The organism is Methanobrevibacter sp. (assembly GCF_045220775.1).
GTDB lineage: Archaea > Methanobacteriota > Methanobacteria > Methanobacteriales > Methanobacteriaceae > Methanocatella.
In genome coordinates, this window is record NZ_JBGUWC010000078.1 from 1 (window position 1) to 26447 (window position 26447).

Consider the following 26447-nt stretch of genomic DNA (forward strand, 5'->3'; position numbering starts at 1 on the left):
CAAGATGCAGTCGCCGGGATTCGAACCCGGGTTGTAGGCTTGGAAGGCCCAAGTAATAACCAGACTATACCACGACTGCATAAAAAAATGCGGCGTCCGGGATTTGAACCCGGGTCTCTAACGTGGCAGGCTAGAGTCTTAACCAGGCTGGACTAACACCGCATAAAAATAAACAACAAATAAACTTATGTTTTGATAATATATAAATCTTTGCATTATTTACCAATTATCTGTTTAACAATGGAAATATCTTCTTGATCAAATGTCCTGAGCAATATAATCATAGCAAAGTAAATTACAATGGATACTGCCATAGCTATCCATAAATTGAAATTGAAGACATACAACACGATTCCCATAATCATCGCTGCAATACAAATCTTTAGAATGTCATAAACCAGGTGCCTGTCCGGCAGTTGGCCGATCTTTCTAATCATGTACATTTCCAGAATCAGAATCAGAATCTCACTTAAAACTGTTGCGACTGAAGCCCCATAAACGGAATATTTTGGAATGAGGAACAGATTCAAAATCACATTAAAGACCGCAGCAATGGAATAGATTTTTGTAACTGAATACTCTTCATGTGATGCATTCAAAACCAATGAACATGCGCCATTAATGAAGAGGAAACATACTGTCCATATCAGTACCTGCAAGACGCCTCCCGCCTCAATGAACTCGGATCCATAGATTCCAATGAGGTCATAACCGTATAATGATGTGAAAACCGCTATTGGAATTGTAGCAAGGGACAGGTATTTGATTGACTTTACAAAACTGAGTTTCAGCAAATCCTTTTCATCCTTGAACAGCTTGCTCATGACCGGGAAAATCACGGCAGAATATATTGTATAGAACAATGCAAGAACGCTGATGAGCTTATATGCTGAGTTGTAAAGCCCAGTATCATAAGTGGATGCAAATTGGGTAATCATGACAATGTCGATTGAGTAGTATATTGTATAGAATAGCCCTGTCAGTGCAAAGGGAATTCCTGCCTTTATCAATACCTTATAGAAAGCGAAGTCAAATGCCAGTTTCGGTTTCATGATGTGCTTTCTCATTGCATACAATGCATAAAGCAATGCTATAAAGTTTGCTAATATATATGCAAAAGTAATACCCAATAGCCCAAAATCGGTTACAATGACCAGAACTATGAATACCAATGTCAATGAATTGATTATGATGTTTGTTATGGCCTGATACTTGATTTTCTCGTGTGCCTGAAATGATGAGAAAAATACGTCATGGAAGGTTTTAATCAGATATTCGAATGCAAACAGCATACAGAATCCTATCACATAGCGATTCCAGCCAAGAATATAAGTGGCCAACAGTATAATTGCAAAATAGAACACTGCCAGGAACAGCTTAAGGGACAATGTATTGTTTACATACTTGTCCTCATTTTCAAAATCCGTCGAGATGGCCCTTACAAGGTAAGTGAAGATACCGAATGTTGCAAATACTCCGAATATTGTGGATATTGAAACTGCAGTACCGAATACACCGTAATCTGACGGTCCCAAATATCTTGCAGTTAAAATTGTCCAAATAAATGCGAATACGCTGGTCAATATCTGGGAAACCATCAGCCAGCTCATATTTGCAAATATTGTTCTTACCTTATTAGTCATTTTACATTACCTTAAATTTTCCTTGCTGTTATGCAAATCCAATCGTTTTCTTCATTTATATCTGCTTTGAAATCCTTAAAGCCAGTCTTTTCCAAAGATTCCTTCAGGACATCTTCTGAGTAGATTTTCATGTCAAGAAGCTCTACCAAATCATCGTATTTTTCCATTTTGCCTTCCCTGTATACTGCCTCATTGCAGAAAAATACAAGTCCATCCTTTTTAAGCACCCTATTGACTTCCTTCAAGTCATTGATAAAGTCCGGCCAGAAATATATTGTTTCAAAACCAGTCACAATATCAAAGGTTTCATCATAGAATGGCATATCGGAAACGGAACCCTGAAGTACATTGACGTTGCCGTTTTCAATAGCTTCCTTATTCAGTTCAATGGACTTTTCAACGCTCACTTCTGAATAATCGATTCCGACAACCCTTCCGTTGTCTGAAATCTGTTCGGCGAAGCGCTGGATATTCCTTCCCCCGCCGCAGCCAATATCCAATATCTTGCTGTCTTCCTGAATGTCAAAGTGGCTTACGCCCCATTGCGCCATCGCCTCGTGGGACCTGTTCATCCTGTCAAGTATCTGATGGCCCAGCTCTCCAACTGGCTTTCTTGCATTTTTGATTAATTCTTTATCTTCAATGTGATGGCCTGTATTTACCTTATCATCCATATTATCACTTTTTCATTCCTTTACGTGTCTTGATGGCCTGTCCTGTTTGGAACTGCTTTATCTCACAGGCTCCAAGCAACGCCTTTCCATAGGCCAATAGCTTATCTTCTTCATTAACTATTAAAACTTCATCTCGGGCGCGTATATCATCATCACAGTCGACTACAAATTTACAGAATACACTTTTTCCGTCAAGCGCAAAAGGTTCAGAGTCCTTGTTTACGACAACCCTATTTTGCGGATATGGCATTGCATTGTGAAGTCTTTTTGCACCTTCTTTTGATAAGATTAATAATGAATCAGATGCCCTCATATTAACGATTAATACCTTTCCATCGTAGATATGTCTGATTTTTCCTGTCTTTTTACTTTTCTCTATATTGATATTGCCCTTAAACAATGCTTCGCCGGCACCATATCCAAACTGATAGTCTGCAATCGCCTTGACCTTTTTAACATCATCTTTTGTGTATCTTATTTCATCCGAATCGATGCATTTGTTGTAAAGGCCTATTTCCAGGTCATTGATGATTCTTGAATGAATCAAGACCTGCTCATAATATTCAACAAACTCATTCAAAAAGTCCTCGATGAATTCGATGCTGTCCACGTCACGGGTTTTTGGAGCGTCATTCTGGCTCAGCGGATAGACCTCATCGATTTCAAGCGGAATCAAACCGAACGGAATGTCGAGAACCATGAAATCGGTGTTGTCCAAGTCGATTTCCTGCTCGGCACCATATATGTAGAACTCCCCAAGCTTTCCGGATATGAACTTTGAGTAAGGCTTTCTTGTCGGCGGCAGTATTATCAAATCCCTTTTCTTAGGCATTTCACGCAGTTTCTGCATGTGCCTTAACACTTCGGACCTGCACAGTGACTCCGGTCCTGTGTAGAAGAATGCTGACTTTTTGCTTCTCGGATCATACTTTTCCAGGTCCTGTGAATAGTTTCCAAGCTGCCTTACTGCTTCAAGAAGTGCAGGATGTGCTCTGCAGCGTTCCTCAACAAGCTCCATCAGATTACCGTCATAGATGGCCTGCCTGATTAGCCTCAACTCAGCAAATGAGACATGCAGGTTGTGCTGGGCTATCAAATCCCTGCGCTGTTCCTTAGGCATTGCCCTCAAATCGTCCGGAGTGTATTTGGTACATACCTCACAGGAGCATGGCATTTCCTGCAGGTTTTCTAGCTTGAATGTTCCTCTTGTGGACAATAGCCTGTCGTCTTCCGCATAAAGGATATATGCAGCTGAATCAAAAAGGTCGCATCCCATCGCAACACACAACGCAAATATCATAGGATGTCCTGCCCCCATCAGATGGCGAGGGACAGTGTCTGACAAATCTTTCATAGAGTTCATTACTACATCAACAAGATCCTTGTAGTGATATGATTCCATCAATGGAACAACAGCACCGATAGGATACAAATCAGCATCAAGCTTTGACAGTTCACGGGCGCATTCACGCCTTAAATCAAGAAATGTAGAACCTTGAACAACGGAATTCAAAAGCATTTCCATGTTTTGCTCCTTTTTAAACTCAACTGCCTCTTTTGCCCTTTCGATAGTGATTTTCAAATCGCTTTCGGCCTTTTCCCTTTCCACAAATGGGGCTGTCGGAATGTCCAGGCTTGTTCCAATGTCCGTCTTAATCAGTTCCTGAAACTCGATTACTTCCTTGTTTGTTATCTCAACGTCACCGTAAACGGACAGCTGAAATGACCCTGAATCTGTCATAATCGGACCGTCGAAGTTAATCAGCTTGTGCAGTCCCTCATCTATTGCCTTTTGCTTTAATTCTTCATCCTTATAAATCAGATAGGCGTTGGTAATGACGATATCTGCACCGTATTTTCCGACATCGACCGCCTGCTTGCGCGGATGGATGACCGGCATCAGTGCGGGAGTCTTTACATCACCATGCTTGGTTTTCAAAACCCCAACACGCCCCATATTATCTTTAGCTTTAATTTCAAACATTTATTTAACCTTACTCTCTTCAATTGGCAAAACTTAGTATATTTTGATAAATTTGGAAAAGCATCAAAAAATACAAGTCTATTGCAAAAATCATATCCAAAAAGTTATATTTTGGAGTTTTTATACCTAAATAAAATTTAAGTTAAAGATTATATAAATTTTGCTCATGTCAAAGTTGAATAATCAGATGAGTCTGGAAAAAAGCAAATGTAGTGTGGAATTGATTTTGAATATTGGTTGAAAGTATATTAAAAACAACTTCCAAAATTAATGTTAGATAAGATGACTTACGAAAACAGCGCAAGAATAATTAGTGATGATGTATTTGACCTGGTGAATGAATGTTTCGCCCAGGAAAAAAGTAGTCGAAATAATGAAAGCAGACTTAATTTTTTTGATACTTACAACGATTACTTCGTTTTAACTGATGATGGATCTTATTCTATTAATTCAAAAGAAATAAACAACAAAGTTGAAACGTTACATACATCTACAGGTGCAATAAGTGAGTCATTTGAGAAATTTATCAAGCCGATGAAATTCAATTATGATGAAGACATCGCCATTCTGGACATTTGCGCCGGACTCGGCTACAATTCATCTGCGGCAATAGCTGATTTTTTGAATAATGGCTCCAAATCAAATTTGCGGATTGATATGGTTGAAATATCAAAGGCAACATTTGCATGCGGTCTTTTAGTGCCTTCACCGATACCAGAGCATGACATCACCAAAAAGGCCATTGAAGATGAACTGATCGCTCAGGATTATGCGACATTAAGTCTGGAGAAGGCGGAAATTCCTGAGAATATAAAAATTAACGTATTCATTGAAGATGCAAGGCAGACCGTGCAGAACCTGGATGATGACACTTACGATGCGATATTTCTAGATCCGTTTTCACAGAACATGGCTCCTGAACTGTTTTCAATTGAATTCTTCAAGGAATTCAGAAGAATAATTAAAAATGACGGCATCGTTGCGACCTACACCTCATCAGCTCCCGTCAGGGAAGGATTTATTGAAGCCGGCTTTTACATTGGCCTGGGCCCGATTTTCGGAAGAAAGCAGGGCGGAACCCTGGCCAGCCCTAATCCTGAAATGCTTGACTGGTCACTTCCAAGAAACGATGAGATAAGGATTGCACTGTCCGACGTGGGAATTCCATTTAGAGACCCAGGATTGAACAATTCCAGCGAATTCATTTTGGATGCAAGAACCGAAGAGCGACACAATGCCCGCCATAACACTAGAATCTCATCTGCCGTCAAGACACCAATATTTCTGGGCGATGAAATGGATGACGAAAAGCTTAAAAGGCGTGTAGAAAGAAACTTGGCTAAAATGAATATACCGTCAACAACATCCGATGAGGCATTCTACATCATAGAATGCGAAAAAAAATATTCAGAAAAGCAGGATGGCAAAAATAACTCAACAAACAGAATTCTTGATATGAAAAAAAGATTAAAAAAAGTTAAAAATGGAGATTATGGCAATATATAATATCCACTTTTAAGCAAATATGCTTCGATTTTACTGGATTTGACCGGTTCGGACAATACTTTTAAATTTCCACCGGTATGACCATGGTTTTTTCCAAAGATTGACCAATCACAGTCACAATGGGCGCAAAACATCATTCCCTCAGTGCTTCCAGGTTCCCTATGGCCTGTTGCCGGGAAGATTGCTGTTTCGGTTGATTCGTCACCTGCCCAGAAAATATCCCAATAGATATCATCATGGCCGCAATAAGGACATTCTCTTGAAAGAACTGTTTTATAGTATTTATAACCGTATTTTGATTGTTCGCCACTGGCAGACGGCTTACCTATAGCCAGAAGAGTTTTACCATCTTCAGAAACACCATACTTATTATATGCTGTTCCGCCATCAGCTGACAGGACCACTATCTTTTTAGTGATAGTGTAACCGGTGGACAGATCTTTACATGTAACCTTGTAAGTTCCCTTTTCAAGCTCGAACTTGAGCAATGCTATTCCGTTTGAATCTGTCTTGACTGTATGTGCCATTCCATTAAGCGTAATCTCCATATAGGTATGTGCAGCCGCTTTCTTGTTTTGGGTTACAAGTGAAGCTACAAATCCTCCTTCCTTATTATCCCTTGCATAGGTAACATCCGGAGCATCAATGGATGCCAGTTTTACAGTTACCTTCTTATTTAAGACATATCCTGTATATGGATCGACGCATTTGAAGTTGTAAGTTCCTTTATCCAACTTGAACTTGACAGTTGCAACACCTTTTGAGTTTGTCTTTACTGTTTTTTTAGCGCCGTCAACATAAACGTGCATCTTCTTGTTTTTGGCCAATGATTCTCCTTTATAAAGGGTCAGGTCAAACTCGGAAGTCCTGCCAGTAAAGACAGTCATTGATTTTGCATTGATAGTTGGTGAAACTTTTATTTTATTTGTCTTCTTTTCACCAGTTTTCGGATTTATTGAAACAATCTTATAGGTTCCAGGTTTAGAAATTACCTTAATACTGGCCTGACCTTTGGAATTGGTTTTCTTAGTATAGTAACTTCCTTTAACATAAAATTTGACATGTTTGTTTTTTAGGACCTTTCCATTTTTGTCATAAAATGTTGCTTTAAACTTTTTTGAGCTTAAATAATGTTTCTTTAAATCAGTTGTAGCAATTGAAGACTTAACAATGATCTTATTTGAAATTTCATATCCATTTGGATGAATTGCATAAATGGTATAACTGCCAACCTTCAAACCGATTGCCAATTTAGCAACACCATTGGAATTTGTCTTTTTGGTATAAGTCTTACCATTTATCTTAAATTTAACATTTGTATTTGCTAATGGCTTACCATTGCTTTTTAAGAATGTAGCTGAATAAGATGCTTTGCCTTTGTAAGGTTTAGTCAAGTCTTTTCCTTTAATAACGGGCAAGACCTTAATTTTGTTTTTGCTGACTACATTACCAAAATAAGCAGAGATTTGATAACTACCAACATCCAAATCCAAAGGAAGGGAAACCTTACCTGAACTATCGGTAGTTTTAGTATAATTTACTCCATTAACATTTAAAACAACGGATGCATCTTTTACAGCAGACTTTCCATCAGATAAAGTCGCCGTATAACGTGAACCGCCTTTATAATACATATTTACATCACTGCCAGTCAATGAATAATTTTTTTCAGGACTGGAATCGGTGAGCACTTCTGCAGATGAATCTTGAGAAATACCCGATGGGGGTTCTTCATCCACATCACTAGTCATTACATCATCAGTTGCATTTGAATCTGTAGCAGAAACTGCCGCAATTGATAACATAAAAACAAGTGTCAATAAAATTAAACTAATTTTTTTATTAAACATAAACGTTAACTCCATTTAACATTTGTTCGTATTTATTCATATTTTGCTTTTTGTATAAAAAGCTTTTGATTTTAAAAAAAAGCTTAAATAAGCTTAATTTAAGAAAAATAAGCAATTATAAGTTTAAAAATATATTGAATAAATTAAAAATGATGAAACTATTAACAAAAGACAAAATTGAAGTGAAAATCAAATCGTTTGATTAATAAACACCAATAAAAAAGCTAATAAACAAATAAACAATCATTTAGTCCTACAACATTAATTAATCAAATAGAATAAAGGATAGAAAAAATATTTAATAAAATGTTATAAAACTTAATGGAAAATGCTTAATTTCTAAAATAAACAACAAAAAACCGAAAAAAGAAAAAAAGTCAATAAGGTAAAGAAAATACCTTATTCCACTGTTACACATTTCGCCAAATTCTTAGGCTTGTCAGGGTCATGACCCTTTTCAAGGGTAATGTAATAAGCAATTAATTGTAAAGGCACAACATAAACCAAAGGTGCAATAATCTCTTTGACTTCAGGGTTTATTTCAATTACATCATTTGCCTTAACCTTAAGGGATTCGTCATCAGCAGAACCTACAGCCAACACATTGGCTCCGCGGGATTTGACTTCTTCCAGATTACTCATTGTCTTTTTGTAAGTGTCTCCCGGAGGAATTACAACGACAACCGGAATGCCTTCATCAATTAAAGCTAAAGGACCATGCTTCAATTCGCCTGCAGCATAGCCTTCCCCATGAATATAAGTGATTTCTTTGAGTTTTAGTGCTCCTTCAAGAGCTGTCGGGTAAGTATAACCCCTGCCTAAATAGAAGAAATCACGAGCATAATTGTATCTTTTTGAAATTTGCTTGATGAAATCAACGTTTTCCAGAGTTTCATCAATGAAATCAGGTACCTTTTCAAGTTCCTCAAGCAGTTCTGCATTTTTAGACATCAATGCTGCAAAAAGGTAAATCGCTGTGAGCTGTGCAACATAAGTTTTTGTTGCCGCAACCCCAATTTCGGGACCCGCTTGAGTTTGAATCACATATTGGGCTCTTCTTGTTATTGATGAACCTGCCACATTAACGATTCCTAAGGTTTTTGATGTTTGATTTGCAACATCCAATGCCTTAAGTGAATCTGCAGTTTCACCGGATTGAGAGATGAATATAACTAAAGTCTTATCATTTAAAGTGTTGGCAGAATATTTAAACTCAGATGCTAAAATAACATCTGTTGGAATGCCTGCAAGAGATTCCAATAAATACTTTCCAGTTAAGGATGCATGATAGGATGTTCCGCATGCAACAAAACAAATCCTTTGAATATCATCAATATCATCAATAATTTCTTGAATATTGTCCTTTTGGGTTAATGTATTCCTAACGGCTATTGCCTGTTCATTTATTTCCTTAATCATGAAATGATCATAGCCTTCTTTTTCAGCCATTTCAGGAGTCCAATTGATTGTATCGATTTCTTTGTTAACTACATTGTCAAATTCATCGTGAACAACGACACCATCTTTGTCTAAAATTACAATTTCTCCCCTTTCAGGATAGATTATATCACGAGCATATTTTAAAATAGCCGGTGAATCAGAAGCAAGATAATATCCCTCTTCGCCAAGCCCTACAATTAATGGGGAGTCCTTACGTGTTGCAACAATCTTATCAGGTTCCCTTGTAGAAATTGCTGCAAGTGCATAAGCTCCTTCAATGACACCGATTGTTTTTCTAACGGCATGTTCCAGGTCAAGACCTTCATCCATAAACTTTTCAATCAAATGGGCAATGACTTCAGTATCTGTATCTGATTTGAACACATGACCTTCAAGCATTAATTTTTCTTTAATTTCCAAGTAATTTTCAATAATACCGTTGTGAACAATAGCTACACTGTTTTCCTCATCGACATGAGGGTGTGAATTCAATTTAGATGGGTCTCCATGTGTAGCCCAACGTACATGGGCGATACCGAAGTTTCCCAGCATGTCCCTTAAGTTTAAGCTCTTATCCACTTCTGCAATTTTTCCCTTATCTTTTTTAATGTGTATTTTACCATTAGAAAAAGTAGCCAGGCCTATTGAATCATAACCTCGATATTCCAATTTAGATATACAATCAAAAAGGATTGGTGCGACATCTTCATCTTCTTTTAATATGCAACCTACAATTCCGCACATCTAATCACCTTTGATATTCATAAATCTCCTTATACATATTTACAACATCCCCAATGATTAAAATAGCTGGAGTGTTGATTTTCTTATCTGAAATATCACCCAATGTTCCAAATACAAGGTTTTCATCCGGAAGTGTTCCGCTTTCAATAGCACACACCGGAGTATCTGGGGAACGATATTTCATGATTTCGGCAGTGTTTTCCTTGATATTGCCAATACCCATCAAAATAACTAAAGTATCGGCAGTATAATCCCAATGCACTTGACTTTCCTCTTTTGTTGGGTCTTCATGACCTGTTACAATAGTAAGTGAAGTTGCAACTGCCCTGTGAGTTACCGGTAGTCCGAGTGAAGTTGGTGCTCCAATAGCTGAAGTTACACCTGGAATAACTTCGAATTTGATATCATGTTCCATTAAAGCCAATATCTCTTCGCCACCACGGCCAAAGACAAAAGGATCTCCTCCTTTAAGTCTTACTACATTTTCATGATTTTTAGCTTGCTCTATAATCAACTCATTGATTTCATCTTGAGTTTTGTAATGCTCGCCTGCCTTTTTACCTACATAAATTCTCTCAGCAGTTTCCGGAGCATGAGCCAATATTTCCTCATTGGCCAAATAATCATATAAAACAACGTCCGCCTTATTTAAAGCCTTGACAGCTTTAAGAGTTATTAAATCAGCATCTCCAGGTCCTGCACCAATTAAATAAACTACCATCTAAATCACTTATAAAAATCCTTTAAAAAAGTTTAAACCATCGTCTGAACCAAATATCTTCTCACAAGCCCTTTCAGGGTGAGGCATCATAGCTACCACAAGTCCTGACTCATCACAAACGCTTGTAATAGCTTCCATGGATCCGTTAGGGTTCTTGCCTTCAAACTGCAATACTATTTGGTCTTGGTCTTTCAATAAATCCATATTTTCTGTGTAAAACCTTCCTTCGGCATGTGCAATAGGAAGGGCAATCTTTTGATTCTTTTCAAATGCCTTTGTAAATGGGGTTCTGTTGGTTGCGACTTTCAAATCGACCCATTCACAGTTGAATTTAGGATTCTCATTTGTTATGAAAATTCCAGGAATCAAACCGATTTCACCTAAAATTTGAGCTCCGTTACAGATTCCCAAAACAGGCTTTTCTTCCTTTACCAGTTCTTTGATTCCATCAATAACAGGTGTGATTGAAGCCATTGCACCTGCCCTTAAGTAATCTCCATAGGAAAATCCTCCAGGAATGACAATGCCATCAAAATCTGTGAGCTTCTCTTCACTCCACCAAACGTATTCAGGTTCCAGGCCTGCCAATTGGCAAGCTTGATAAACATCCCTGTCACAATTAGTTCCTGGGAATCTAATTACTCCAATTTTCATTTCATCACCTATTTACCGCAAGCCATGTTTTGTGGAATGACATTGATTTTATAATCATGAATAACAGGATTACAGAGTAATCTTTCACACATGTCAACTACATTCTCTCTAATTACTTCCCTGTCTTCGCCTTCCATTTGGAATTTAATGATTTCGACAGTTTTGACGTTTTTTACTTCATATCCAAGTAAATCGAGAGATCTTTCGATTGTAGTTGCTTCAGGGTTTAACATACCGCTTTTTAAAGAGATTTTTACTTCAATATCAAATAACACTTAAATCACCTTTTCATCATCTGGAATAATTCTGTTATAAACTTCAATATAAGCTTCCATTACTTCATCATCTTTTCCTTTTCTGAACAATTCCTTATCCAACATGTCTAAGGTTTCGCTGTCCCATAATCTGCAGCTGTCAGGGGATATTTCATCGCCTAAAATAATGTTGCCATCCTTATCCCTACCGAACTCAACCTTGAAATCAACCAATATAATTCCTGCATCTGCAAAGAATTCCCTTAAGGTTTCATTGATTTTCAATGCCTTTTCGGTTATGATGTCGATTTCTTCTTGGGTTGCAATGCCTAAGGCCTTGATAAGGGAATCATTAAGCATTGGATCATGGTATTCATCATCTTTGAAATCCATTTGAACAATAGGAGGTTCCAATTTTGTACCGTCTTCAATCGGATATTTGCGAACCAGACTGCCTGTTGCAATGTTTCTTACTATAACTTCAATAGGAATCATTTCAAGTCTTCTTGCAATCATGACATTAGGTTCGGGCAAATCGATGAATTGGGTTTCAACACCGCTTTCCTCTAAAACCTTGAATATTTTGGAAGAGATTACAGCATTGTAAGCTCCCTTATCGTTCATAACTTCTTTTCTTGCACCATCACCAGCAGTCATATCGTCCCTAAACTCGATAATTACTTGGTCTTCATTGTCTGTGGTGAAAACGCTTTTTACTTTTCCAGAATTAATTAACTCTTTTTTGTTCATGATATCAACAAAACAATTAAATTATTATGATATAATTTTTGATTTTAATATTATATAAAAATAAGTTAAAAAATGAAAAAAATAGTAGTTACAATTTGTTTATGTATGCCACATCATCTTCAGTAAGTCCGAATTTCATTCCATTGAGCAAACCGTTTGGAAGCTCGGAAAGGATGGCTACGGGATAATCATCGCCAGGTCTTAAAAACATTTGATGTGTGACATCCTGTCTTGTCTTAACTACTATCTTATAATTGTTATCTGTTTTAGACAATTTTCCATCCAGAAACACTTTATTGAAAGATTGCTCTAAAAGATAATCCGGAAATGATTCCTCGATACTAAAATATTCCAAAATGTCTTTAAGAATCATTTGAATCATTCCAAGCTAGGAAGTTTATCTTGATCTGAATCATATGAAGAACCTATCAATTCGCCTGTTTCTGTATCAAATTGACGGAACCCGCCGTCTTTGTATGTGACTTCACGGTAATATCCGTAACCATCTTGATAATTGAATTTGACTTCTTCGCTTACAACATCACTGTCATCGTCTGATGAGTCTGTATCATCATCAACAAGAGTTGCATTTTTTACATCATCAGTCTCTTCAACGGATGAGGAATCAACATCTTCTGAAATATCTGAATCATCAGAACCGTCATCCATTAAGTTAAGTGCTGCAACAGCACCGGCAATGACAACTAATGCCACGATAGCACCTATCAAAATTTTAACTAAGTTATCCATATTTTTCACCTCACAAAACTTTCAATAGAAATTTGAGTGAAGCCATTAAAATACTTTTCTATTCTATTTATATATGCCGAAGCATAAATTATAAAACATGAACATGAAGAATACCGTGATTTTACTCATATTCCTACTTTCCATATTGGGGTTGATTATAGGAGTCTACTACTCAGAAGACATTGGTAGTGACAGCACTTCCCAAAATAACCAGGAAATAGTATATGAAGATGCCAACGGGATTATAACCATCACATTAAAAGAAAATGAAAAAAATGAAAGTTTTTTAGATAAATTTTTTACCTAAACTAATGCCAGCTGTACTGAAGCATTTGGGAAATTGCCATAATTGCTTGCATGAGATTTGAAAAATTGATTGTTTTCGACATTATTGATTAAAACACCAATCTTAGCATTTATTGAAATTGACTTTTCATCAATGAAGACATCCATTTCAAAACAAACAATATTGTTTAAACTTTCTTTTGGCAGATTGAATCTTTGTGAAGCGTCCAATACCTCAAGAGAAACAGGAACATTATTAACATCAAAATCAAGTAACATCCCATCATCCATTTCAACTGTTTCTTCATAGCTGAAATCATGATTGACTTTAATTCCTAAGATATCTGATGATAAATCATAGTAACATATTACCTCTTTCATGTTATCTTCTTTCATTTTCACGTTGCCTCCTTGCACTACTAAATGAATAAGCTGTTATTACAGTAATTTTTTCAAAATCATCAATTTCTATTACAATATATAAATCCATTGTTTTACTATTTTCATGGGGATAAATTAATTTAAAACGATTTTCAGATGTTTTTGAAATGCTTAAAAGAATCTTATCTGTTAAACAATCAAAAATATAATTAAAGTCAACATCTCTTTCAAACCAATTATCCAATACATGATTTTCTAATCTTAAATCAGCACTATCAAATGATTTTAATATCCTTTGTGCATCTTCAATATTATAATCAAACATATTTTATACCCTTTATTTAATTTTAAGTCTCTTAAAATCAATAATAGAATATATGGCCAAATATTTAATTGAAGTTTAGAAACCACAATTAAACTTAGTTTTATTTTATATTTGATGCTTTTTGAAGTGCGATTCTATGTTAAAACATAAGTGTGCAGTTATATTTAAATTTAACTTTTATTTGAAAGCAATTTTACGAAATTACAGCAATAATTAAAAAAAATAGAAAATTGGATTAGATTAAAACTAATCACACTAACAAACTAAACTCTCTCATCAGCATTTTCCCAATCACCAGTTTTGGCATGACGGACAGTCAAAACCAAAGTGACTATCAGCAATACCAATGCTGTTAGAACAGTAAAAATCAATTGCTCCATAGACCCATTGTTTATTACATCAATCATTCCACCAATCCAGATGATTGAAATTGCAATCGGGAGAACATATTTGACTATTATCAGCCACCATTTGCCGACTTTAATTGTTTTGGTTCTTGAATTGAGAAAATCAATCAGTTTTTCAGCATCAAATATCCAGGCAAATACGATACATTCAACTATAATACCAAACAGGAGTGCAATCTGATTGATGAATGTGTCCACATAACCAAGCAAGGATCCTCCATAAGATGTTGCATAAAGCATGGATATTGCAGCACCGGTTATGCACAATATTGTCATTGTTTTTGAACGTGTCAATCCGAATTTATTCTGGATTGAAAAGGACAATGGTTCGATTGTAGATAATATACTTGTAAGCCCTGCAAGATAAACTGTCAAGAAGAACAGTGGCCCAAGCACTAATGCCCAATTTCCCAATACGTTGAATACTGTAGGGTATGCGATGAATACAAGCCCAGTTCCCTGGGTTACAAGGTCTGCTACTGCAGTTCCTGACTGCATTGACATGTAGCCCAAAATTGAAAATACTCCTAAAGCAGCGAAGTTTTCAAAGGCACAGTTTGCAAAAGCAATTGAAAGGGTATTTGTAATTAAATCCGCATCATCCTTGGTGTAGCTTGCATATGTAAATGCGATTGACATCCCTAGACTTAATGAAAAAATAATCTGTCCGAATGCAGCCATCCAAATGTTGAAATTACCCAGAAGAGACCAGTCAGGATTGAAAAGTTCTGCAAGACCTATTGAAGCTCCAGGCAAAGTGAGGGAAAATCCTACAATGACAATCATTATTATGAATAACAGAGGCACTAAAACCTTTGATACTTTACCAAGCCCCTTTTCAAGGTCTTTATGAGAGATAAACCAAATGATAGCCCAACCGATAAGCATTGCAACTGCAATCAACGGAATGAAATTGGTCAATCCCATGTATGAATCTGAAGATTGGAGAAGAGTAGTAGTAAAGAAGGAATTCGGGTCTGCTCCCCATCCCTTAAAGAAGCTCAAAATCATATAGATTCCATCCCAACCGAGAATGGCTGAGTAATAAATCATGATCATGAATACTGCAACCGGCAAAAGCCATCCCAAATACTGCCATTTGGAATCTATGTTTGTAATTGCCTTTGCAAAGGAAGATTTGTAATTATATCCAACACCGTACTCCAAAATCAAAAAAGGAATTCCCATCAAAAGGATTGCAACTATATATGGTATGTAGAATGCTCCTCCCCCATTAGAATACAGCACATAAGGATATCTCCAAATGTTTCCAAGTCCGACTGCAGAACCTATCATTGCCAATATGAATGACAAGTTACTGCCCCACTCATTTTTGTCTGTCATAATTTCCTTTCCCTTCAGTTATAATTAATTAATAAAATGAATATCTAATATTTCCCAAAATCAATGAAATCAATCGGATGATTATACCTTTTTTCTTCAGGAGGCAATACCATATAATCACCGTATAATTCTGTCAATATCTTATCATAATTTTTAGGAACATTAACATATATATCTTCAAATTGTACCTTTTCAACTTCTTTAAAATCACTTTTATCATATATTAAAGGATATTCATGAGCCATTGCTGAGATATCAAATACGTTCTTAGCATTTGCATCAGAATATTTACTTAAAAAATTCAAGCATTTTTTGTTTATTTTAGTTGGATTTAACTTTAAAATGTTTAAAATATGATATGCAGTATTTGAAATTAGTTTTGGTATAACCGGCAAATCATCTATTCTTATTTTAGACACTATTAATAATCTATTGTATAAAAATGCTTTTTTAAGTTGGTAAAAACGTTTATATTTATTGTCTGCCAAATCATCCAAAACGAAAATATCAATATTAATGCCTATAGTAAAATCAAGTTGCAATGCCCCTTTTTCTTCAAATCTTGTATTTTTAAGATTCAATTTGGCAAATAAGTAAGGGTAATCTTCTTGTGATTCTATTGACAATAGGTCATATTTTTCATTGGAGGAAAATAACTTTTTGAATCTTTCAAATTCATTCCTCAACATGCAGACGTCTAAATCATCATCCCATGGAATAAAACCATTATGCCTTATAGCTCCCAATAAAGAACCCGCATACATGAAATAGGTAAGACCATTTTCATCACAAAACCTGATTAGATCCTTTAAAATCATTAATTCAACATCATGAATATGTTTTAAAGTAGTGTCATCATATTTCTTTAGTTTCACATTACCACTATTATTCAAGGAATTTCATGAAATTTTCTTTATTTTCAATAGCTGTTGTTGTTGGTCTTCCCAAATCTTTTCTAGAACCTATTGAAGACAATATTTCAATAAATGAAAGTTCATTTCTTGATTTTGCTAATTTCAATTCATTATCCAAATCATCGAAGTTATCAACAGATGTTGCGTAAGAATAACCGCAAGATTTAGCCACATTAACCAAATCCATTGTTGATGCAACCGTAGGCATTCCACCAACAGTCTCATGAGCTGCATTATTTATGACAATATGAACTAAATTGTCTGGATTTACATTACCTACAACCGCTAAAGAACCCATATGCATTAATGCTGAACCATCACCATCTATACACCAAATCTTCTCATCAGGCTTATTAATGGCAACACCTAAAGCAATAGAAGAAGTGTGGCCCATAGAACCGACAGTCAAGAAATCATACTGATGTCCTTGATTATTAGACTCCCTAATTTCGAAAAGCTCACGGCTGGCCTTGCCTGTAGTTGAAACGATTGGGTCTTCTCCTGTCACATTAACAATATGTTCAATGATTTCTTCACGAATCATATCATTATCATTTTCATAAGTTACCTTTTCATCATAAGTTAGAGCATTTTTACGAACTACAAAAGCTACGCTCTTTCCGGAATTTAAAATATCATCATACTCTCGCATTATTGATTTAAGCTCTTCTGCAGTTGTGTCTTCACCAATTACAAAGTTTTTTATATCCATCAAATCAAGTAAATCACAAGTAATCTGTCCTTGATAGATATGCTGTGGCTCATCATGAATGCCAGGTTCACCACGCCAGCCAATTACAAAAATACAAGGAATTGCATAAACTTTATCGTTTAACAAAGAAGCAACAGGATTTATGATATTTCCCTCGCCACTATTTTGCATATATACCACTGGGACTTTTCCAGTGGCTAAATGATAACCTGCAGCCAGAGCAGTACAATTACCTTCATTAGCTGCAATCAAATGATGTTTTTCATCAATGCCATAGGTATTGATTAAATAATTACATAATGCTTTCAGTTGTGAATCCGGAACGCCGGTGTAGAAATCACAATTTAAAATTTCAACAAAATCTTCAACCTTCATTGTACTTTCCTACTTGTTTAATTGTGGAGTGATTATTTTCTCTATAAGGAACTCTGCAGTTTTTTCAATATCATCATACTTAACTTCTTTAGGCAAATCCTCACCGAAAGCATCTTTAACTTTACGGATTAGATCATCAGTGTAAATTAATGTTGCATCACGAATATCTTCAACACCATCCAATGCTAATGATTCGCGATTTGCCTTATCCATTTCATCAAAGCTAAATACTGATTCATCAATCCAAGCAGAAATGTTGTCATCTTTATATCCAATAATTACCGGATATCCACCGATATGGCCGAATACTCCTGGCGCAAATACCTTTTGATTTTCACCGGTGCGAATCGCATCAATGACAGCACTGATAATGCGATAGTTACTTGAAGCGTTCATCATGTTCCTTTTTTGATCAACTGGCATGCTAATGGAACATCTGCTGAATATTTCATCATGAGGGATGTCTTGCTCTTCGCCTTTATAATATATTTTAAGAGGCAATTCGACACCTTCAGTCTGTCCTTCTTTACTTATGCAGACATCATGGAAATGCGCTGCGGCAAAATTGAAGTCAACATTCCAAAAATCGCCAACTCCTAAAATGTCTGCAACAGCAAATTTCATCCTTGGGATTAAATGATTTAAATTTCCACTTCCAAAGTCGGGATACGCTTTTCCAGCACTTTTAAGCCATGGAATAACTGCATCAGAATAAGAAGTGTTAATTACGACAGCATCAGTATCGGCATTTTCACATGCTTCCATGATATTTTTAGTAAATCTAATTGACAATGGAGTCCAAATACCATATGCCCTTACATTATTCCAAGAGATACTTCCATATTTAAGACCAGGATAAGCTCTACTGGAATTAACAATGAAATCTGGACTATATTTGGCTATAGCACTTTCAATTGAAGCAATATCATTTAAATCAACACCCGCTTCAACAAGGATTTCAGATTTATTTAATTCACGAATAAGGCTTGCAACACGGACAATATTAACATCAGACTGCATTTTTTCTTGGTTCCTTCCAACGACGACCAATTTTATTGCAGGGTCATTTTTACTAACTAAAAAGTCCAATAGATAAGTTCCAACACTTCCCAAACCAATAATCATGATTGTAATTTCATCATCTTTCACATGTTTTTCAACAATTTTTAATCTTTCATCTAAAGTTTTCATTTTATTTCTCCCAGTAATTTTTGATTAATTTATAATCTTCACGGGTATTGCAGTTTACCCAATGCTTTAACCCGATGATATCCACATCAGAAGTATTTTCAACCAAATCAAAATATTTCTGAATTATTCCAAGATTGGTATCATCTATGAGGTTTTCATAAAAATTATCATTGGCAATCCTAAGCAGTTCCATATCTTTGAATTTCCAAGTCTGTCCGGAATTGAAAATGGCCTTAAAAGGCTCATCCAATGACAGCAATCCATGGTCGCTATTGAATAAATAATGATATTCATTTTGTTCATTTTGGTATAAAACAACCGCCTTATTTGAATAAATCGGTTCAAAATTAAATGTTAAAACATTTTTGCTGGATTCCACAACATTAGAAAATGATTCCTCATCAATATCCAAATCCCCTTCAACAAACAATATTTCATCAATATCATTGAAATTATCTAAAGATTCTTTTATTCCAAGATATAAACTATAACCTGAACTTAAATCACTATAATGGTCATTATAAACAGTTAGAATTTTATCCTGTAAATCTTCAGGAATCTGATTGTTAATGTAGTCAACCAAATCTTCATATTTGTATCCTCCGACAATTACAATTTTATCGGCATAACCTGCTTTTTCAAGCATCCGATAAATTAAAGTATCACAAGGATTTTCTTCATAATAGAGACACTTCAAGATTTTTTCATCTTCAGGAACATCCTTATTGAACCTGCTTGAAATTCCCGCTACGGTAATGATTACGATTTTCAAATCTATTCACCTAAATTGAGGTAATTTTCAAGACATTCATCCAATCCCTTATCCAAATCAATGATTGGTTCCCAATCAGTTCTTGTTCTGATTTTTTCGGTTGATAATAATCTCCTTTCAGGATCAGATTCACGATAACCTTCAAACTTAATAACCGGTTCATCAATGCCCATTTTCTTAGCAATTAATTTAGTCAAATCTATGATTGATATCTCTTCATCGGTTGCAACATTATAGATTGTACCATCCAGTGCTGAATCTGTTTTAGCCAATGCCAATACTGCACTGCAACTATCATAATTGTTTAAAAATGTCCTGCAGTTCTTTTTAGAATTTTCTAATAGTGTTACTTCACCATCATTGATAAAGCTGTTTATAATGTGAGGTATGATATGTTTTGGCAATTTTTCATTTTTACTGTAAACATTTGCGAAACGAATAGAACATCCTTTAATTTTGCCGTTGTCTACTGCATCCTTCATGAAAAACTCAGTTAACAGTTTTCCGGTTGCATAACTTGTTCTTTGACTGTGTTCCGCATCAGCCATTGTGATAAAGTCTGATTCTTTAACTCCACCATCCTCATTCCATGAATTCATAGAGTAAATCTCTGAAGTGGAACAATTGATGTATTTTTCAGCCCCAACTTCAATAGCCTGACTTAAGAAATCATTCATGCTAACCACATTAGTTTCATAGGTTTCATAAACCTTATAAAAATGCTCTGTGTGAACTACTGCCGCACAATTGATATATACAACTTCATCAAAGCAATCTTTAGATTCCAATACAAATGATTTGATTTTATTCATCTCTTCCTTGTTATTTAAGTCATATTCATAAAAATCAAATCTTTCATCATCCAAACAGTCTGCTACTGTATCAATTGAAGATGCATAAAAATTATCAAAGCCTATGATTTTTACTTCATCTTCCTCTTGGTTTAAAAGTTGTCTTACCAACTCGTTACCTGTCATGCCGGTAACACCACTAATTACATATAAAACTTTCATAGAAATACACCTTAAATTCCATTTCTTAATCTTTTTTGATAAAATTCATCAATTTGACCATCATATAAATCCATTGCCTTTTCAACTGGATATTTGACTGCCTTTAATTCAACTGCCATATTTTCACTATCCAAAATGGCATATTGTGCATTCGGATTATGATTTCTAGGCTGTCCGACAGATCCAGGATTAATAAATAAAACCGCTTTTTTGTTCCTCATTTCCGGATTGTCGACCTCATAAAACTTTTGAAAACAATGAGGGTAATGAGAATGACCTGATAAAACAATATCATATCCTGAATAATCCCCATTAAGGTTATCTGGAAAAATAGATTTCCAATAGCTATCATTTAATGAACCATGAATTGCCAATACATCTTTTCCATCCAACTTAAATTTATACTTGCCATCATGAATTAATTCATTGTTCAAATAAGATTCAGCATCCTCATTTAACTGCGAAGCAGTAAATTTTGCAGATTCAACACCGCGCTTGCTTGAAAAATGATTAAAATCTTCAGTTAAAATAGCATTTTCATGATTTCCCCATATATTGCAAATAATTTTAGAGGACAAGTTTTCTTTAATGAACGCAACAACTTCATTTGATTGCATTCCATAATCTATCAAATCACCCAATAGAATAACTGATTCAATATCACGATTGCTTAAATCGTTAATTACCTCCTTTAGGGCAAATAGATTTCCATGAATATCTGACAATATTGCATATTTCGACAATTTAATCACGATTCTTATAATTCATCAATTAATGTAATTATATCTTTAATTGAAAGTAATTCTTCATCTATTTCATGCGCTCTGTGATATTTTAAAATGCTTTTGGCAGCTTTTTGCATTGCAGGAAATGCTGCTCTTAACAATTGATTAGCATAAATTACAATATTAACACCATGTTTAACAAGCTCTTCTTCAGTAATGGTATTATAAGAAGAAGGTACAACAATGATTGGTGTTTCTTTATCTTCAGCTCTGAATTTATCGCAGAATTCCAATATTTCATCTGGCTCTTTTTTCCTGCTGTGTATCATTATTCCATCAGCGCCAGCATCACGGAATGCAAATGCCCTTTTAAGTGCATCTTCCATACCCTGTTCAAGAATCAAACTTTCAATTCTGGCAATAATCATGAAATCATCAGACAATTGGGCATTTTTACCAGCAGCTATCTTTTCACAAAAGTGTTCAATATCATCCTGTGTCTGCTCGACTTCCGTTCCGAATAACGAATTTTTCTTTAAGCCTATCTTATCTTCAATAATGACCGCTGACACTCCCAATCTTTCAAGAGACCTTACTGTGTAAACAAAATGCTCGGCAATTCCTCCAGTATCCCCATCAAAAATAATCGGTTTGGTGGTAACTTCCATAATATCATTAATAGTTCTGAATCTTGAAGTCATGTCCACCAATTCAATATCCGGCTTTCCTTTTTCGGTACTGTCACATAAACTTGAAATCCACATCGCATCAAACTGATCTATATGCTCATCATCAGCAATGACAGTTTTTTCAGCAATCAAACCAGTCAAACCACTATGGACTTCAATTGTCTTGACAATCGGGACCATTTTCAATAACTTTTTAAGCCTAGATCTTCTAAGCTCGGGCATGGCAAGCTGTTCTTTCATTTGTTTATCAATTTTTTGGATTTTCTCATTAAAAGTGTATGGAACTTCAATTAGTTCTCCACCATATTTATCCAAAACATTAACGATATTCTGCCTTATAATCTTCATTGAATCTTCTGACCAGTTATCTCCATGGATAATGTAATCTGGACGAAGCTGGCGAACCACATCATCATACATTATTTTATTTTGAATAATTACCTTATCAACATCAGGAATCTCTTCAACTAATTTAACACGTTCGGAAGTGGTTTTTAATGGAAATCTGTTATATTTAACCATTTCAGAATCGCAAAGAACGCCTATTACAACATTTCCATATTTTTTAGCTTCATTAATTAAATTTAAGTGTCCCTCATGGATGATATCTGTACAAAAACAAGTATAAACAATCGGTTTATCGGATTTCATAGTTATGACCTTATTAAATTAAATATTATTATATCTATTAATATAATTTTATAAAAAAGAAATATTTAAAAATTTCCAAAATATATAATATTAATAAAAAGAAAAATGTAATGGAGAAAAATATGTTTAAATCCAAAAGATATGATGATGAAACTTTAAAACATTTACAAAAAGTTCAAATGAAAATTTTAAAATATTTAATTGAAGTTTGTGAAAAAAATGATTTAACATACTTTATATACGGTGGAAGTTTACTTGGAACTATAAGACATAAAGGATTTATACCATGGGATGATGATATCGATGTCATAATGTTTCGAGAAGACTTTGAAAAATTAAATAAAATTTTTGAAAATAATATTGATGAAAAATATTCCTTCATTAATGCGTTAAACGAAGAAACATTTCCATATACATTCAGCAGATTATTACTTAAAAATACTGTTTTTAATGAATGGTGGTATGATCAAGTAGAGTTTACCCAAAATATCTTTATTGACATATTTATTTTAGATAATATTCCTAATAATAAATTTAAAAGATTTATACATAAATGGAAGAGCTTTATACTGAATCAAGCAACTATGTACGCTTTTATTAAATTTGATAATACTTCAAAATTTAAAAAAATCATACAGCAAATAGTATATTATTTGATAAAAATAACACCCGTTTCTCCATACACAATTAAAAAGGAATGCATAAAATCTTTTTCAAAATATGAACATGAAAACTGTGATGAGGTTTGTGATTTTCCAGCGGTATGCCAAATGCCTGTTTATTACAAAACAGATTGGTTACCACCTAAAAAAGCTAAATTTGAAGATATTGAAGTTAATATACCTAAGGATTATGATAAAATATTAAAAAGAACATATGGGGAATATATGGAATTACCTCCAGAAGAATCAAGATTCCGTCCCGCCCCTGAAAAAATAGATTTTGGAGAATATTAAATATAAAAGGTGAAAAAATGACATTAGATATTGGAGTTATTGGTGCAGGTGCAATGGGAACTGCAATTTCACAATCAATAGCCGAAAATGTAAATAATTTATTTTTATATGCCAGAAAAAAAGAAATATGTGACGAAATTAATTCAAATCATTATAATTCCCAATATTATCCTAATTTAAAATTAAAAGAGAATATTATAGGAATAAATGATTTTAACAAGCTAAAAGAAGCCAGTATTATTTTTCTATGCATTCCATCATCTACGATTAGAGAAGTAACTAGTGAACTTAATAAAATTATTTCTAAAGATTGTATATTAGTAACAACCGCAAAAGGAATTGAATCAAATACTAATAAACGTATGACTGAAGTAATTGAAGAGATTACCGATAGGCCTGCCGTTGCATTATCCGGACCAAATATTGCTTCTGAAATGGCTAAAAATCTATCTACAGCAACAACTATTGCTTGTTCTAATGATAACTATTTAAATTCTGTTAAAAAAGCATTAGAAACAAAAAAATTTAAAGTTAATGCAAATACAGATGTAACCGGTACTGAGTTTTGCGGCATCATAAAAAATGTTTTGGCCATTAGTCAGGGCATTTGTGAAGGATTAGACATTAATGACAATGCAAGATTTGCATTGTTCACCAAAAGTTACAGTGAAGTAAAAGAGATTATTGAAGCATTAGGCGGTAAAAGAGATACTGTCGATGATTATTGTGGTTTTGGAGACATAATTACTGCATCAACTTTATCTGTAAGTAGAAATCATACCTTAGGCGTTTTATACGGCCAGGGAATTATTGTTGATGAAAAATCATCAGGAATATTATTTGAAGGAAGAAATACGACTGTGATAATGAAAGATATCTGTGAGAAATATGGTGTTGAAAGTTTGACAGTCGATTTTGTTTATGAAGTTATTGTGGATAAAAAAAATCCTAGATTAGCATTTAATAAATTTTGGGATGGTTTATGAATGATTTTTGCAGCAATATTGGCTGGAGGTATTGGAACAAGAATGGGTTTGGATAAACCAAAACAATTCGAAATTGTAGGTGATAAACCAATTTTAGCCCATTCCATTGAAAAGTACTTAAAAGTTGATGAAATTGATAAAATAATTGTATCATCACCTAAAGATTATATTAAAGCAACAGAAAAACTCGTAAAAGATTATTTTGATAAAAATGAAAGAATCGTTGTCATAGAAGGTGGCGAAACTCGAAATGATACAATTCTAAATTCAATTAGATATGTCAAAACAAATTACGATGACAAAGATCCCATTCTGATAACCCATGATGCTCCAAGAATATTTGTTAGTCCAGAATTGATAAAAAAGAGTATTGTTAATGTAAAAGATCATGATGCGGCAAGTCCTGTAATTCCCGCTATTGATGTGATTTTTGAAAGTAAAGAAAAAGGAAAATTAACAGATATTCCGTTGCGTAAAAATTTAGTGCATTCACAAACTCCGCAAAGTTTTAAGATTAATAAATTTATAGAAATCTATAAAGACTTAAGTGCTGAGGAAATAAGTAAATTAGATGAAGCAATGATGTTATTCTTTTTAAGAGATGGGGACATAAAATTATTTGAAGGTGAAACGACTAACTTCAAAATCACTAGAAAAATTGATTTAAAAATTGCCGAAGCACATTTAAAAGAAAAATAATTTAATGAGGGATATTAATGAATTTAAGTGAACTTTATAAAAAATTACCCGACCCAATCCAAAAATCTGAAAAAATATTTATATCCTCTCTGAAATTAACTCAATTCATTCGCCAAAACAATCAAACCGGACCAAAACCTAATTTAACATTAACATCATCGGATATGACTTCAAAAGGAACACTTAAAGATATTCAATTAGTATACTTAGAATTATTGAGATTTATTGATAATGTATGTGCAAAATATGATCTTGAATATTGTTTAACTTATGGAACATTATTGGGAGCTATCCGTCATAAAGGATTTATACCCTGGGATGATGATTGTGATATCTTAATGATTAGAAGCGATTATGATAAATTAATTGAAGTATTACCCAAAGAAATTAACAAACATGAATTTTTTAAAGAAAATTGTGCATTAACAAAATTAATTAATAAAAAAGATAATTTTTTTACTGATTTCAATAATATTTATAATGAAGAAATAGGCCATGATGAATTTTTCAATACTCCAGGATTAGGAAAATCATTATTCTTACAAATTGGATGGATAAAACCAATGGTTAAATTAGATATCTTTCCATTTGATTTTATTAAACCAGAATCAATAAATTATTATAATAAAAATTATTTGTATCATAAACTTTATTTTAGAAATTTATACAATGCAAAAAACTTCTCCTATGAAAAAGAATTTGATAAACAATTCGAAAAATTAGGTTTTAGTTACTTGCCTACCCCATTTATTGCAGAAGGAATAGATGCAAGTTTTTCTGATAATTTTCCTCCTTTCAAAAAAGAATTATTGTTTCCAACAACAACTAAAGAATTTGAAGGGTATGCCTTAAAATGTCCCAATAAATCAGAGGAACTATTAAAAATATGGTATGGAAACTATATGGAAATTCCACAAAAAGTTGTTATTCATGAATATGTCAAATATAATAAAAAATTATTTGAATCACAGGAAGAAATGGATAAATCATTTCAAAAAGTTATAAACTACCTAAAAGAAGTAAATGATAACTTTGAATAAACCAATGAAAAA

General features: G+C 34.2%; 27 protein-coding genes and 2 tRNA genes. 6 read left to right on the plus strand and 23 right to left on the minus strand.

Going from position 1 to position 26447, the window contains the following annotated elements:
* Positions 1-5 precede the first annotated feature (5 nt).
* The 5 genes from ACJROP_RS04535 to tgtA all read right to left on the minus strand — a co-directional run bounded on the left by ACJROP_RS04535 (position 6) and on the right by tgtA (position 4301).
* Positions 6-79 (minus strand) — tRNA-Gly (locus tag ACJROP_RS04535).
* A gap of 9 nt (positions 80-88) precedes the next feature.
* Positions 89-162: transfer RNA gene (locus tag ACJROP_RS04540), tRNA-Gly, on the minus strand.
* A 53-nt stretch (positions 163-215) separates the two neighbouring features.
* On the minus strand, positions 216-1643 hold the full coding sequence (locus ACJROP_RS04545) for a flippase (protein WP_406534298.1): 1428 nt from the start codon (positions 1641-1643) through the stop codon (positions 216-218).
* Between the two features lie 11 nt (positions 1644-1654).
* Complete coding sequence (locus ACJROP_RS04550; RefSeq protein ID WP_406534299.1) at positions 1655-2317, minus strand: class I SAM-dependent methyltransferase; 663 nt, start codon at positions 2315-2317, stop codon at positions 1655-1657.
* Between the two features lie 4 nt (positions 2318-2321).
* On the minus strand, positions 2322-4301 hold the full coding sequence (tgtA, locus tag ACJROP_RS04555; RefSeq protein ID WP_406534300.1) for a tRNA guanosine(15) transglycosylase TgtA: 1980 nt from the start codon (positions 4299-4301) through the stop codon (positions 2322-2324).
* Between the two features lie 282 nt (positions 4302-4583).
* Between tgtA and ACJROP_RS04560 the strand changes: the two genes are divergently transcribed.
* Positions 4584-5807, plus strand: a complete 1224-nt coding sequence (locus ACJROP_RS04560; RefSeq protein ID WP_406534388.1) for an MnmC family methyltransferase — start codon at positions 4584-4586, stop codon at positions 5805-5807.
* On the opposite strand, the gene ACJROP_RS04565 is transcribed toward ACJROP_RS04560, so the two are convergent.
* The 8 genes from ACJROP_RS04565 to ACJROP_RS04600 all read right to left on the minus strand — a co-directional run bounded on the left by ACJROP_RS04565 (position 5792) and on the right by ACJROP_RS04600 (position 12970).
* Complete coding sequence (locus tag ACJROP_RS04565; protein ID WP_406534301.1) at positions 5792-7612, minus strand: hypothetical protein; 1821 nt, start codon at positions 7610-7612, stop codon at positions 5792-5794. The two genes, ACJROP_RS04560 and ACJROP_RS04565, sit on opposite strands and share 16 nt — an antisense overlap.
* A 444-nt stretch (positions 7613-8056) precedes the next feature.
* Entirely contained in the window at positions 8057-9841 is a 1785-nt protein-coding gene (gene glmS / locus ACJROP_RS04570) for a glutamine--fructose-6-phosphate transaminase (isomerizing) (protein ID WP_406534302.1), read from the minus strand.
* A 4-nt stretch (positions 9842-9845) separates the two neighbouring features.
* Positions 9846-10562 (minus strand): uroporphyrinogen-III C-methyltransferase, encoded by a 717-nt coding sequence (cobA, locus tag ACJROP_RS04575; protein ID WP_406534303.1) that lies wholly within the window; start codon positions 10560-10562, stop codon positions 9846-9848.
* A gap of 9 nt (positions 10563-10571) precedes the next feature.
* A complete protein-coding gene (purQ, locus tag ACJROP_RS04580) occupies positions 10572-11216 on the minus strand; it encodes a phosphoribosylformylglycinamidine synthase subunit PurQ (RefSeq protein WP_406534304.1) in 645 nt (214 codons plus the stop codon).
* Positions 11217-11224: 8 nt separating this feature from the next.
* On the minus strand, positions 11225-11491 hold the full coding sequence (purS, locus tag ACJROP_RS04585) for a phosphoribosylformylglycinamidine synthase subunit PurS (RefSeq protein WP_292824861.1): 267 nt from the start codon (positions 11489-11491) through the stop codon (positions 11225-11227).
* The gene (gene purC / locus ACJROP_RS04590) at positions 11492-12220 is read right to left on the minus strand and encodes a phosphoribosylaminoimidazolesuccinocarboxamide synthase (protein ID WP_406534305.1); all 729 of its coding nucleotides are present in this window, start codon (positions 12218-12220) and stop codon (positions 11492-11494) included.
* 88 nt (positions 12221-12308) lie between these two features.
* On the minus strand, positions 12309-12593 hold the full coding sequence (locus tag ACJROP_RS04595; protein WP_406534306.1) for a hypothetical protein: 285 nt from the start codon (positions 12591-12593) through the stop codon (positions 12309-12311).
* 5 nt (positions 12594-12598) lie between these two features.
* Entirely contained in the window at positions 12599-12970 is a 372-nt protein-coding gene (locus tag ACJROP_RS04600) for a flagellar protein, FliL (protein ID WP_406534307.1), read from the minus strand.
* 97 nt (positions 12971-13067) lie between these two features.
* On the opposite strand from ACJROP_RS04600, the gene ACJROP_RS04605 reads away from it, so the two are divergent.
* A complete protein-coding gene (locus tag ACJROP_RS04605) occupies positions 13068-13277 on the plus strand; it encodes a hypothetical protein (RefSeq protein WP_406534308.1) in 210 nt (69 codons plus the stop codon).
* Here the strand turns inward: ACJROP_RS04605 and ACJROP_RS04610 are convergent.
* From ACJROP_RS04610 to aepX, 10 genes are all read right to left on the minus strand, one after another.
* On the minus strand, positions 13274-13651 hold the full coding sequence (locus tag ACJROP_RS04610; protein WP_406534389.1) for a DUF2283 domain-containing protein: 378 nt from the start codon (positions 13649-13651) through the stop codon (positions 13274-13276). The genes ACJROP_RS04605 and ACJROP_RS04610 overlap by 4 nt on opposite strands.
* A complete protein-coding gene (locus tag ACJROP_RS04615) occupies positions 13638-13961 on the minus strand; it encodes a hypothetical protein (RefSeq protein ID WP_406534309.1) in 324 nt (107 codons plus the stop codon). The genes ACJROP_RS04610 and ACJROP_RS04615 overlap by 14 nt, the downstream gene beginning before the upstream one ends.
* 263 nt (positions 13962-14224) lie before the next feature.
* On the minus strand, positions 14225-15712 hold the full coding sequence (locus tag ACJROP_RS04620; protein WP_406534310.1) for a sodium-dependent transporter: 1488 nt from the start codon (positions 15710-15712) through the stop codon (positions 14225-14227).
* A 44-nt stretch (positions 15713-15756) separates the two neighbouring features.
* On the minus strand, positions 15757-16587 hold the full coding sequence (locus ACJROP_RS04625) for a phosphorylcholine transferase LicD (protein WP_406534311.1): 831 nt from the start codon (positions 16585-16587) through the stop codon (positions 15757-15759).
* 10 nt (positions 16588-16597) lie between these two features.
* Positions 16598-17713 (minus strand): phosphonopyruvate decarboxylase, encoded by a 1116-nt coding sequence (gene aepY / locus ACJROP_RS04630; protein WP_406534312.1) that lies wholly within the window; start codon positions 17711-17713, stop codon positions 16598-16600.
* Positions 17714-17722: 9 nt separating this feature from the next.
* A complete protein-coding gene (locus ACJROP_RS04635) occupies positions 17723-18904 on the minus strand; it encodes a saccharopine dehydrogenase NADP-binding domain-containing protein (protein ID WP_406534313.1) in 1182 nt (393 codons plus the stop codon).
* Between the two features lies 1 nt (position 18905).
* Positions 18906-19676: a DUF6564 domain-containing protein gene (locus ACJROP_RS04640; RefSeq protein WP_406534314.1), complete on the minus strand. Its 771-nt coding sequence runs from the start codon at positions 19674-19676 to the stop codon at positions 18906-18908.
* Positions 19677-19678: 2 nt separating this feature from the next.
* On the minus strand, positions 19679-20689 hold the full coding sequence (locus tag ACJROP_RS04645) for an NAD-dependent epimerase/dehydratase family protein (RefSeq protein ID WP_406534315.1): 1011 nt from the start codon (positions 20687-20689) through the stop codon (positions 19679-19681).
* An 11-nt stretch (positions 20690-20700) separates the two neighbouring features.
* Entirely contained in the window at positions 20701-21441 is a 741-nt protein-coding gene (locus ACJROP_RS04650) for a metallophosphoesterase family protein (protein WP_406534316.1), read from the minus strand.
* A gap of 5 nt (positions 21442-21446) precedes the next feature.
* Positions 21447-22754 carry a phosphoenolpyruvate mutase gene (gene aepX / locus ACJROP_RS04655; RefSeq protein ID WP_406534317.1) on the minus strand — a complete coding sequence of 436 codons (1308 nt, stop codon included), beginning with the start codon at positions 22752-22754 and terminating at the stop codon, positions 21447-21449.
* A gap of 122 nt (positions 22755-22876) precedes the next feature.
* Between aepX and ACJROP_RS04660 the strand changes: the two genes are divergently transcribed.
* Genes ACJROP_RS04660 through ACJROP_RS04675 form a run of 4 tightly spaced genes read left to right on the plus strand, consistent with a single transcriptional unit; the run spans position 22877 to position 26435 of the window.
* A complete protein-coding gene (locus tag ACJROP_RS04660) occupies positions 22877-23710 on the plus strand; it encodes a phosphorylcholine transferase LicD (RefSeq protein ID WP_406534318.1) in 834 nt (277 codons plus the stop codon).
* Between the two features lie 17 nt (positions 23711-23727).
* Complete coding sequence (locus ACJROP_RS04665) at positions 23728-24696, plus strand: NAD(P)H-dependent glycerol-3-phosphate dehydrogenase (protein ID WP_406534319.1); 969 nt, start codon at positions 23728-23730, stop codon at positions 24694-24696.
* Positions 24697-25395: a 2-C-methyl-D-erythritol 4-phosphate cytidylyltransferase gene (locus ACJROP_RS04670; RefSeq protein ID WP_406534320.1), complete on the plus strand. Its 699-nt coding sequence runs from the start codon at positions 24697-24699 to the stop codon at positions 25393-25395.
* Positions 25396-25412: 17 nt separating this feature from the next.
* Positions 25413-26435, plus strand: a complete 1023-nt coding sequence (locus tag ACJROP_RS04675; protein ID WP_406534321.1) for a phosphorylcholine transferase LicD — start codon at positions 25413-25415, stop codon at positions 26433-26435.
* Positions 26436-26447: the final 12 nt, after the last annotated feature.

Bases quoted from the DNA above. Each gene is read 5' to 3' on its own strand.
- ACJROP_RS04675 (WP_406534321.1), top strand. From the start codon at position 25,413: ATGAATTTAAGTGAACTTTATAAAAAATTACCCGACCCAATCCAAAAA.
- ACJROP_RS04560 (WP_406534388.1), top strand. From the start codon at position 4,584: ATGACTTACGAAAACAGCGCAAGAATAATTAGTGATGATGTATTTGAC.
- ACJROP_RS04645 (WP_406534315.1), bottom strand. From the start codon at position 20,689: ATGAAAGTTTTATATGTAATTAGTGGTGTTACCGGCATGACAGGTAAC.
- tgtA (WP_406534300.1), bottom strand. From the start codon at position 4,301: ATGTTTGAAATTAAAGCTAAAGATAATATGGGGCGTGTTGGGGTTTTG.
- ACJROP_RS04670 (WP_406534320.1), top strand. From the start codon at position 24,697: ATGATTTTTGCAGCAATATTGGCTGGAGGTATTGGAACAAGAATGGGT.
- ACJROP_RS04615 (WP_406534309.1), bottom strand. From the start codon at position 13,961: ATGTTTGATTATAATATTGAAGATGCACAAAGGATATTAAAATCATTT.
- glmS (WP_406534302.1), bottom strand. From the start codon at position 9,841: ATGTGCGGAATTGTAGGTTGCATATTAAAAGAAGATGAAGATGTCGCA.
- cobA (WP_406534303.1), bottom strand. From the start codon at position 10,562: ATGGTAGTTTATTTAATTGGTGCAGGACCTGGAGATGCTGATTTAATA.
- purC (WP_406534305.1), bottom strand. From the start codon at position 12,220: ATGAACAAAAAAGAGTTAATTAATTCTGGAAAAGTAAAAAGCGTTTTC.
- aepY (WP_406534312.1), bottom strand. From the start codon at position 17,713: ATGAAGGTTGAAGATTTTGTTGAAATTTTAAATTGTGATTTCTACACC.
- ACJROP_RS04545 (WP_406534298.1), bottom strand. From the start codon at position 1,643: ATGACTAATAAGGTAAGAACAATATTTGCAAATATGAGCTGGCTGATG.
- ACJROP_RS04635 (WP_406534313.1), bottom strand. From the start codon at position 18,904: ATGAAAACTTTAGATGAAAGATTAAAAATTGTTGAAAAACATGTGAAA.
- ACJROP_RS04610 (WP_406534389.1), bottom strand. From the start codon at position 13,651: ATGAAAGAAGATAACATGAAAGAGGTAATATGTTACTATGATTTATCA.
- ACJROP_RS04550 (WP_406534299.1), bottom strand. From the start codon at position 2,317: ATGGATGATAAGGTAAATACAGGCCATCACATTGAAGATAAAGAATTA.
- aepX (WP_406534317.1), bottom strand. From the start codon at position 22,754: ATGAAATCCGATAAACCGATTGTTTATACTTGTTTTTGTACAGATATC.
- ACJROP_RS04660 (WP_406534318.1), top strand. From the start codon at position 22,877: ATGTTTAAATCCAAAAGATATGATGATGAAACTTTAAAACATTTACAA.
- ACJROP_RS04620 (WP_406534310.1), bottom strand. From the start codon at position 15,712: ATGACAGACAAAAATGAGTGGGGCAGTAACTTGTCATTCATATTGGCA.
- ACJROP_RS04600 (WP_406534307.1), bottom strand. From the start codon at position 12,970: ATGGATAACTTAGTTAAAATTTTGATAGGTGCTATCGTGGCATTAGTT.
- ACJROP_RS04665 (WP_406534319.1), top strand. From the start codon at position 23,728: ATGACATTAGATATTGGAGTTATTGGTGCAGGTGCAATGGGAACTGCA.
- ACJROP_RS04595 (WP_406534306.1), bottom strand. From the start codon at position 12,593: ATGATTCTTAAAGACATTTTGGAATATTTTAGTATCGAGGAATCATTT.
- ACJROP_RS04605 (WP_406534308.1), top strand. From the start codon at position 13,068: ATGAACATGAAGAATACCGTGATTTTACTCATATTCCTACTTTCCATA.
- ACJROP_RS04565 (WP_406534301.1), bottom strand. From the start codon at position 7,612: ATGTTATCAATTGCGGCAGTTTCTGCTACAGATTCAAATGCAACTGAT.
- purQ (WP_406534304.1), bottom strand. From the start codon at position 11,216: ATGAAAATTGGAGTAATTAGATTCCCAGGAACTAATTGTGACAGGGAT.